The sequence below is a fragment of the Ginsengibacter sp. genome (genome assembly GCF_057362405.1).
Window position 1 is genome coordinate 1 of sequence record NZ_JBMQQG010000259.1, and the last position, 7,216, is coordinate 7,216.

Below are 7,216 nucleotides of genomic sequence, written 5' to 3' on the forward strand. Positions count from 1 at the left end.
CGGATGAAAATAGAGAAACAATAAAGCAAGCAGGGGCCCAAACACTGCTCCTAACGTATCCCACCCGCGATGGAAACTAAAAACTTCTGCTTTGGTTTTTTGCGTGGCTTCGGCCGAAAGCAAAGCGTCACGCGGAGCAGTGCGAAGTCCTTTTCCGATTCTATCAGTTGTTCTTACAAAAAATATCCATAGAGGAAATTTTAAAATTACCATCATTGGTTTTGCGAGTGCACTGAGAAAATATCCCCATCTTATGAATGGCATTCGCCTACCGATATTATCGGACCAGCTGCCGAAATATCCTTTACTGATTCCTGCAGTGGCTTCTGCAATTCCTTCAAGTAAGCCGATGAGAAATATTGAAAAGCCGATATCCTGTAAATAAACAGGAATGATCGGATAAAGCATTTCGCTTGCGATGTCGGCAAACATGCTAACGACAGAAAGAGTCCAAACAATACGGCTTATAATTTTTAGCAAGGCTCACATTTTTAATATCAACAGATTGTTTCTATCTCCCCTCCGTAATCCGATCCATGTTTAGTGTGCTAATAACCGTTAGTTACGCGAGGGCCGGCTTGCAACCAAGTATTTACGAACATTAAATCTATAACAAAATTCAATCTTATTGAGTCGCCATTGTTTACTTTAATAACTTAAGGCACTGTTATAAATATCTTCCAAAAAATATCCTTAGCTGCAAACTAAGAATTGTAGTGCTTAATTATTTAAACGTTAAAAAAAAACCCCGCAAAGGCGGGGCTCATAAAATTGTACGAATTTTTTTTAGTGACGACGGCCAATAACTATTTGGAAGGAGGCCACGGGCAGGTTGTATCCGTAGGGGTTGGCTCTCATTACCCTGTCGTGGTCATACTCGCGGTAATGCCTGTGGATTCTCCGATCACCATCACCATCCCAACCATCCCTGTGGCCACGATCCCAACGATCCCTGCGATCGCGGTCCCATCCATCGCGGTCCCATCCATCGCGGTCGTGACGATCGTCACTATGGCGGTTTTGCCATTGATAATCATTGTTGTATCCGTTACGGTCGCCACGGTCGCCGTATGATGAATTTCTGTCGTTTTTATATTGATTGTCATATTGCCGATGCCGTCCACCGTCCTGGGCAAACGTTGCCGTGGTGAGACAACCTGCAACGAACAATAGTGTAATAATCTTTTTCATAATATGCTTTTTATTTGTGAATGATGTATATAAGACGATACATGTATCCCGAAGCTTAACAATGAAACGTTAATACAAATTTGCTACAGAATTGAGGGAGTTAGTGGCGACATCTGGCGGTGTAAAACTGCTGATAAATATGTTACCCGCTGACGTGTTCCCCCTGATTGCAATCATTCAAAAAAAATGCCTGCCGGAATAAAAATTCTCTCTTCTTTTGAAACCAGGCAGCGAATTAATATTATAATTGTCTTGAACTTGTGAAGTCATTATTACCAGCAATACTTGTTTTCATTTTTACAGCAACTAATGCACAAGTAAACCAACCTAAGATTCAAGTATCCGTATTACCGGGACTTTTTTTTGAACAATTAAGCGCCGATAGCCTCGTACCTCCCGGAAGAAGAAACAAAACCCGCCTGGGTGATGTGACTTCTTACGCATTACAGGTTGCTATACCTTTAAAAAATAAACGATTTACACTTAAAGCCGGCGCAGGCTTTAGTCAGCGTCATTACAGCCTGAATAAGTATGGCATCGACGATATTTTAATTGCGCTGTTTTTGTTTGATTCACAGGCGCGAAACGATAGCTTTAATTTGAGTTATTTGCGGTTCACCAATAATTATTTACAAGTACCGCTTTCAGCATCGTATACCCTTACAAGGCCGGTTAATAATTTTCAATTGTCCCTTGGCTTGAATCTTCGTTCTGACTTTTTAATGAAAAGTAACGCTGCTGTTGTATTTGATTCTACTTTCAAAGTACCTACTTCCCATGATATTACTATGGCAAAATCAACGTATGCACGCAATGCGACAAATTATGTTGTAACCATACAGCCTTACATGGAAGGCCTTTTCAATGTATATCGAAAATTAGGATTATTCTTCCAGTTTAGCCTGCTTTCAGCCTCAACAAAACTGGATACGAGATTAACTACCTCTACAACAGGCATATTCGATTTTTCATTTGGTGCATTTTACAATCTTAAATAGCACTGATAGCAACGAATATCCTTTTAGGTTAGTAATAGCATTTAATATGGATTTGTTCCTCTGAACGCATGTCGCCTCCTGATAATAGTTTTTCAAGGTCAATCATATTTCTATCGTTATAGGTTTTAAGCTTGCCATTAGACTTCCGATGATCGTGAAATAGTATTGCCCGGCCGACCGGATTACGGGACCGGCGTTGAGAATAAAGTAACGGTGACGGGTACCCGGTTTTAAAAATTCCAGCCGCTTAAAAATTCAAAGCAGGATGCGAGAAGAAAGAAAGGAATAACCAATAAATAAATGAAAAGAATATCTTTTAAAGCAGGGCGGCTAAACTTAAACTGAAGTAAGCTTTTTCCCTTATTTAATTGATAAGTATCTACTCCGAGCTTAACTCCAGAGCCTATCGCAAGCGAATAAGGTATAAATTGTAATATAAGCACGATCAAATAATATATAGCCGTTTTGCTTTTGTCAAGCCTGCTTACATGTTGTCCGTCCACTGAAACAATGCCGCCTACCCAGCCCTGGTAAGTAACTGACATAAACGGAATAACTACGGAAAGCCCTGCAACTGTTTGCGGCACAGAACCCAAAAAAAGGTTTCCGCTAAAATCAATTAAAGCCGCTTTAACCTTGTTGCCATTAATGTAATTGATGGAAGCTTTGTCGTGCGCATTAGCCTTGCCGACTATCCTGTCTCTTTGAGACAACGCAAATAAATTACCGGAATGCACCATTATTATTCCTACCAGGCAGGAAACACAATACAGAATAAAAATGGTAATGATCCATCTTTTACAATGTTGTATCGCATCTAAAATCCGTTTTAAAAAATTGGTCATTTTTTTATAAATGCTTTAAACAAGGGTATTCATGGACTGCCTGTTCGTTTCAATTAAAAATAATCCCAATAATAGACATCATGATTATTATTAAAGATACCGGCCGAATTTTTCCAAGCCATATAGATTGTAATTGAAAAGCATACCGCTTATTTTTTGCAGTATAAAATTGTGTCACAAAGTAAGCTCGGGTTATGACTTAGAACATTGCCGGATATGAGTTTAGTCAAGAGCTAAAAAATACCTGTTTTTCAACGGTGTTAATTTATCTACAGGCTGCATCAATATATAATTTTGTATTAATTATTGCTTTTCATAAGTACAATAACTATTTTGAGAAAAAATTGCTGCCCCATGAAATTGAAATGCTGCATTTTAATAGCGGTTCTTTATGCCGGCGTTACATGTCATGCACAAGACTGGAAGGTATATCCTTATAAACCCGCCGGAAGCTTACTTTCTTTTCCTGCAGATGAAGGGCGTCATACATCAGAACCAGTTGAATGGTGGTACACTTCGGGGCATCTTACGGGATCATTCGGAAAAACCTACAATTATATGCTCACCTACTTTTATTATCCCGCGTTAGGTTATGATGGCTTTAGAATACTTAACGTTACAGATGAAGCCACAGGAAAATTTTACCAGGATTCAAAAGTACTTAAATATGATAGCCTGTCTACCTCAAACCTGCATATTCGTGCTTCAGTATCCACCGAAGGAACAGAAACATTCACCACAAAAGTTGATGCAAATAATAAACTTGTTCCGTTTGAATATCTCATACATGCCGCTTCACCTGTTGCGGCATTAGATTTGAATTATGTAAGTCTAAAACGGCCCCTTATTTTGGGTGACGATGGTTACCTTGAGCAAGGCGCTTCCAACTACACTTATTATTACTCCCAAACCAGCAATGAGGTTTCAGGAAAACTTTCTTTAAATGGGGTAAGTGATGATGTAACCGGAACGGCATGGATTGACCGGCAATTTGGCAATTTAAACCCGTTTACCGGTGAAAAATATGAATGGTTTCAGATGCAATTGTCTAATGGGATGGATGTAAATCTCTGGAATATTTTTACACAAAGTAATACCATACCATCCAATGATAAATACCGGCTGTTATCAGCTTATGTAGACGATACAACGCAATATACCATTAGCGATTTTAAAATTGAGCGTCTTGGATTTACATGGATGCCTGATAGCCTGGCATGCTATTCTAATAAATGGAGATTTACATCCGACAGTAATAAAATAGATTTGACAATTTCGGCAAAAAATAATGATAATGAAGTAACGTGGCCCTTTCGGTTTTTTGAAGGAGCCACCACCATTGCAGGAACTATAAAAGGCAAGGCGGTAACCGGCGTTGGATTTGCGGAACTTTTACATTCTTACCACAATCCGCAATTATCTGTTAATGCATTTGCAGGTGGCCAATACTATACATCTTTGCCAATAACGTGGCAACTTCTAAATGCTGATGAGGGCAACCCCGTTACTTACGATCTCGAATACAGCACAGACAACAAAGCTACCTTTACACCTTTTGTGCAGGGATTAACGGATACCAGCTACCAATGGAATACTTCTTCACTTTCTGAGGGCGATAAGATCTGGTTCAAAGTAACGGCCCGTTCTATTGATGATAAGCTAACCGGCTCAGCTATAAGCTTATCTTATGGCACAGTAATTAAAGGAAACTCCTTGCAGGGAAAAATAAAATTATTTCCCAACCCTGTTCAAGGCTATTTGTATATAGATCCAGCGCTCAAAAGCGGCGATGGCCCTTGTAAGATAATTGATGCCAAGGGCCAGGTAATTTACATTTTTGAAAAGAGCGCTGTTTCAAATAAAATAGATGTACGGTTTTTACCGGGAGGCGTCTATTTTCTTCAAATAAAATCAGGAGATAATACCCCTGTTTTGAAATTTATAAAAAGTAAATAATTCTCCCGGCTATCCTTCACAAACCATTGAAAACTTTCTATTATGATCATCTTCATTTGTCATCTTTAAGCAAATGTTTCCAGTCCTTAATTGCTGAAGTTCGGAAATAGACTTCATTTAATGATTGATGACTCTTTCGCTCTCCGGAATATTTAAAAGTGGTTGACATAATTATTTCTAAGATAACAGGAATAAACGAATGTCGGGTGAGGGCAACCGCCAGGAAGGGGCTAAATATAATTAAGGCACTTGAAAATTCCCTCCAATTTAAATATATTTGAAAAGGCGCTGCGGTAATACTTCGAGATATTCCTATTTACCGGTACTCCGAAAACCAGGAGCCGCGAATACAATAAATTGCCCTTTAAAAATTCTAAAAAGACTATTATGAAATCATTTTTTATTTCAATGCTGTTGCTATGGTGCCTCGCGGCCGGAGCTCAAAATGTAGGTATAGGAACAACCAGTCCTGCTCCTTCGGCAAAAGTAGAAATTAGTTCTACCAACAGTGGCCTGTTACTTCCAAGGATGACCACCGTGCAACGTGATGCTATAAGTTCGCCGGCGACTGGCCTTCTAATTTTTAATACAGATAATAAAGCTCTTGAAATGTGGAACGCGACTTCGTGGATTTCATTTAGTAGCTCGGGGGTTTTGAATAACGGCGTGCCGGTTGGCCCTACCTGTAATGGAGTGTGGTCACAGAAAGCTGACTTCGGTGGTCTAGATCGTACCCAGGCGGTGGGATTTGCTATTGGCACAAAAGGCTACACCGGCACAGGGAATGATATAACTGCCAAAAAAGATTTCTGGGAATTTGATCCTCTAAGCAATACCTGGACCCAGAAAGCTGATTTCGGTGGCACGGCAAGGTCAGGTGCAACCGGTTTTAGCATTGGAGGTAAAGGATACATTGGGATTGGATATGATGGTGCCTATAAAAAAGATTTTTGGGAGTATGATCCTCTGGCTAATGACTGGACCCGAAAAGCTGACTTTGGCGGACCAGGCAGAACCGGTGCGGTTGGTTTTGCAATCGGCACAAAAGGTTATATCGGCACCGGGTATGATGGCGTGGATGAAATTGATTTTTGGGAGTTCGATCCGGCAACAAATAGCTGGACGTCGAAAGCCAACTTTGCGGGTGTTGGCCGAAGCGGCGGCACCGGATTTTCTATAGGAAGTGAAGGGTATCTCGGGTTGGGACAGTTGTCCGCCACAGGCGCATATAAAAAAGATTTCTGGGAGTACGACCCCGCAGGTAATGTATGGATCCAACGCCTGGACTTTGCCGGCACCAGCCGGGTGGGCGAGACGGGTTTTTCTATAGGCGGCAAAGGATATATTGGAACAGGAGTTAATAGTAGTACTTTTAAAAAAGATTTTTGGGAATATGATCCTGTGACAAACGCATGGACTCAGAAATTGGACTTTGCCGGCACTGCCCGCTTTAATGCTATAAGTTTTGTTATAGGTAGCAAAGCCTATATCGGAACAGGATCAGATGGCTCAAATAAAAGAGATTTTTGGGAATATTGTCAGTGAAGGATAATGAATAAAACGATTGGTAACATGAAGAGATTATTTTTTTCATCATTTTTTCTTTTATTTATATTACTTAGTAAAGGACAACAAAATACTGTAGTTGCCAGGGTAAAACCCATTTATACCCCTCTAAAATCAACGCAAAATAAGGATACGCTAAAAATTAGAATTTTCAGGAATGATGCTTCTAAAAGCAAAATTGTAACGACAGGTTTCGGGTATGATATTTACAGAAACAATGCATTGTATATTCATCAGCCAAATATACCAGCGTTGTCGGGTAACAAAGGATTTAGCACTGCCGGAAATGCACAGAAAACTGCAAACTTTGTGATACACAAAATTAAAAATAGCATTTTGCCGCCATCGGTTTCAATAGAAGAATTAGACAGCCTGGGAGTGTTTAAATAACCCCGCCGCAATATTTTTATTTCTCCCGTTACAGGCCGTATATATTATACTCTCCTTTTTTCTCTTTGTGAATGAATAACTATTCGGTGCCGAAAGTAGCAATTGAAAACAAAGCGTTTAAATATTTTGACCTGACTTTATTTTATGAACCAATCATTAGTTTCTTCTTTCCTGGCGGGTGCCCCCACCCGGCATTTCAGGATCATAATTTATTCACCTAATGAGTAAGCATCATAAATTCATCCTCGCCTGTTTCATATAACATTACAG

At 39.8% G+C, this 7,216-nt stretch carries 7 protein-coding genes; 4 read left to right on the plus strand and 3 right to left on the minus strand.

All coding sequences use genetic code 11. The features are described 5' to 3' along the window. Together ACO1O5_RS21695 and ACO1O5_RS21700 are read right to left on the minus strand one after the other, a co-directional pair. The coding region (locus tag ACO1O5_RS21695; protein ID WP_486274022.1) for an MFS transporter at positions 1-480 on the minus strand (480 nt) is incomplete at its 3' end. Between the two features lie 306 nt (positions 481-786). Beyond that, entirely contained in the window at positions 787-1,191 is a 405-nt protein-coding gene (locus tag ACO1O5_RS21700; protein WP_486274024.1) for a hypothetical protein, read from the minus strand. Between the two features lie 260 nt (positions 1,192-1,451). Here ACO1O5_RS21700 and ACO1O5_RS21705 point away from each other — a divergent pair, with 260 nt between their 5' ends. After that, positions 1,452-2,189, plus strand: coding sequence for an outer membrane beta-barrel protein (locus ACO1O5_RS21705; RefSeq protein ID WP_486274026.1), 738 nt, complete (start codon positions 1,452-1,454; stop codon positions 2,187-2,189). A gap of 230 nt (positions 2,190-2,419) precedes the next feature. Here ACO1O5_RS21705 and ACO1O5_RS21710 read toward each other — a convergent pair whose 3' ends face one another. Then, the gene (locus tag ACO1O5_RS21710; RefSeq protein WP_486274028.1) at positions 2,420-3,034 is read right to left on the minus strand and encodes a hypothetical protein; all 615 of its coding nucleotides are present in this window, start codon (positions 3,032-3,034) and stop codon (positions 2,420-2,422) included. A 354-nt stretch (positions 3,035-3,388) separates the two neighbouring features. Here ACO1O5_RS21710 and ACO1O5_RS21715 point away from each other — a divergent pair, with 354 nt between their 5' ends. The 3 genes from ACO1O5_RS21715 to ACO1O5_RS21725 all read left to right on the plus strand — a co-directional run bounded on the left by ACO1O5_RS21715 (position 3,389) and on the right by ACO1O5_RS21725 (position 6,946). Continuing rightward, entirely contained in the window at positions 3,389-4,990 is a 1,602-nt protein-coding gene (locus tag ACO1O5_RS21715) for a lipocalin-like domain-containing protein (RefSeq protein ID WP_486274030.1), read from the plus strand. A gap of 387 nt (positions 4,991-5,377) precedes the next feature. After that, positions 5,378-6,535 carry a Kelch repeat-containing protein gene (locus tag ACO1O5_RS21720; protein ID WP_486274032.1) on the plus strand — a complete coding sequence of 386 codons (1,158 nt, stop codon included), beginning with the start codon at positions 5,378-5,380 and terminating at the stop codon, positions 6,533-6,535. A 27-nt stretch (positions 6,536-6,562) separates the two neighbouring features. Further along, a complete protein-coding gene (locus ACO1O5_RS21725; RefSeq protein WP_486274034.1) occupies positions 6,563-6,946 on the plus strand; it encodes a DUF4907 domain-containing protein in 384 nt (127 codons plus the stop codon). Positions 6,947-7,216: the final 270 nt, after the last annotated feature.

Coding starts and splice junctions, on each gene's coding strand:
- ACO1O5_RS21710 (WP_486274028.1), bottom strand. CDS start 3,034: ATGACCAATTTTTTAAAACGGATTTTAGATGCGATACAACATTGTAAA.
- ACO1O5_RS21700 (WP_486274024.1), bottom strand. CDS start 1,191: ATGAAAAAGATTATTACACTATTGTTCGTTGCAGGTTGTCTCACCACG.
- ACO1O5_RS21720 (WP_486274032.1), top strand. CDS start 5,378: ATGAAATCATTTTTTATTTCAATGCTGTTGCTATGGTGCCTCGCGGCC.
- ACO1O5_RS21725 (WP_486274034.1), top strand. CDS start 6,563: ATGAAGAGATTATTTTTTTCATCATTTTTTCTTTTATTTATATTACTT.
- ACO1O5_RS21715 (WP_486274030.1), top strand. CDS start 3,389: ATGAAATTGAAATGCTGCATTTTAATAGCGGTTCTTTATGCCGGCGTT.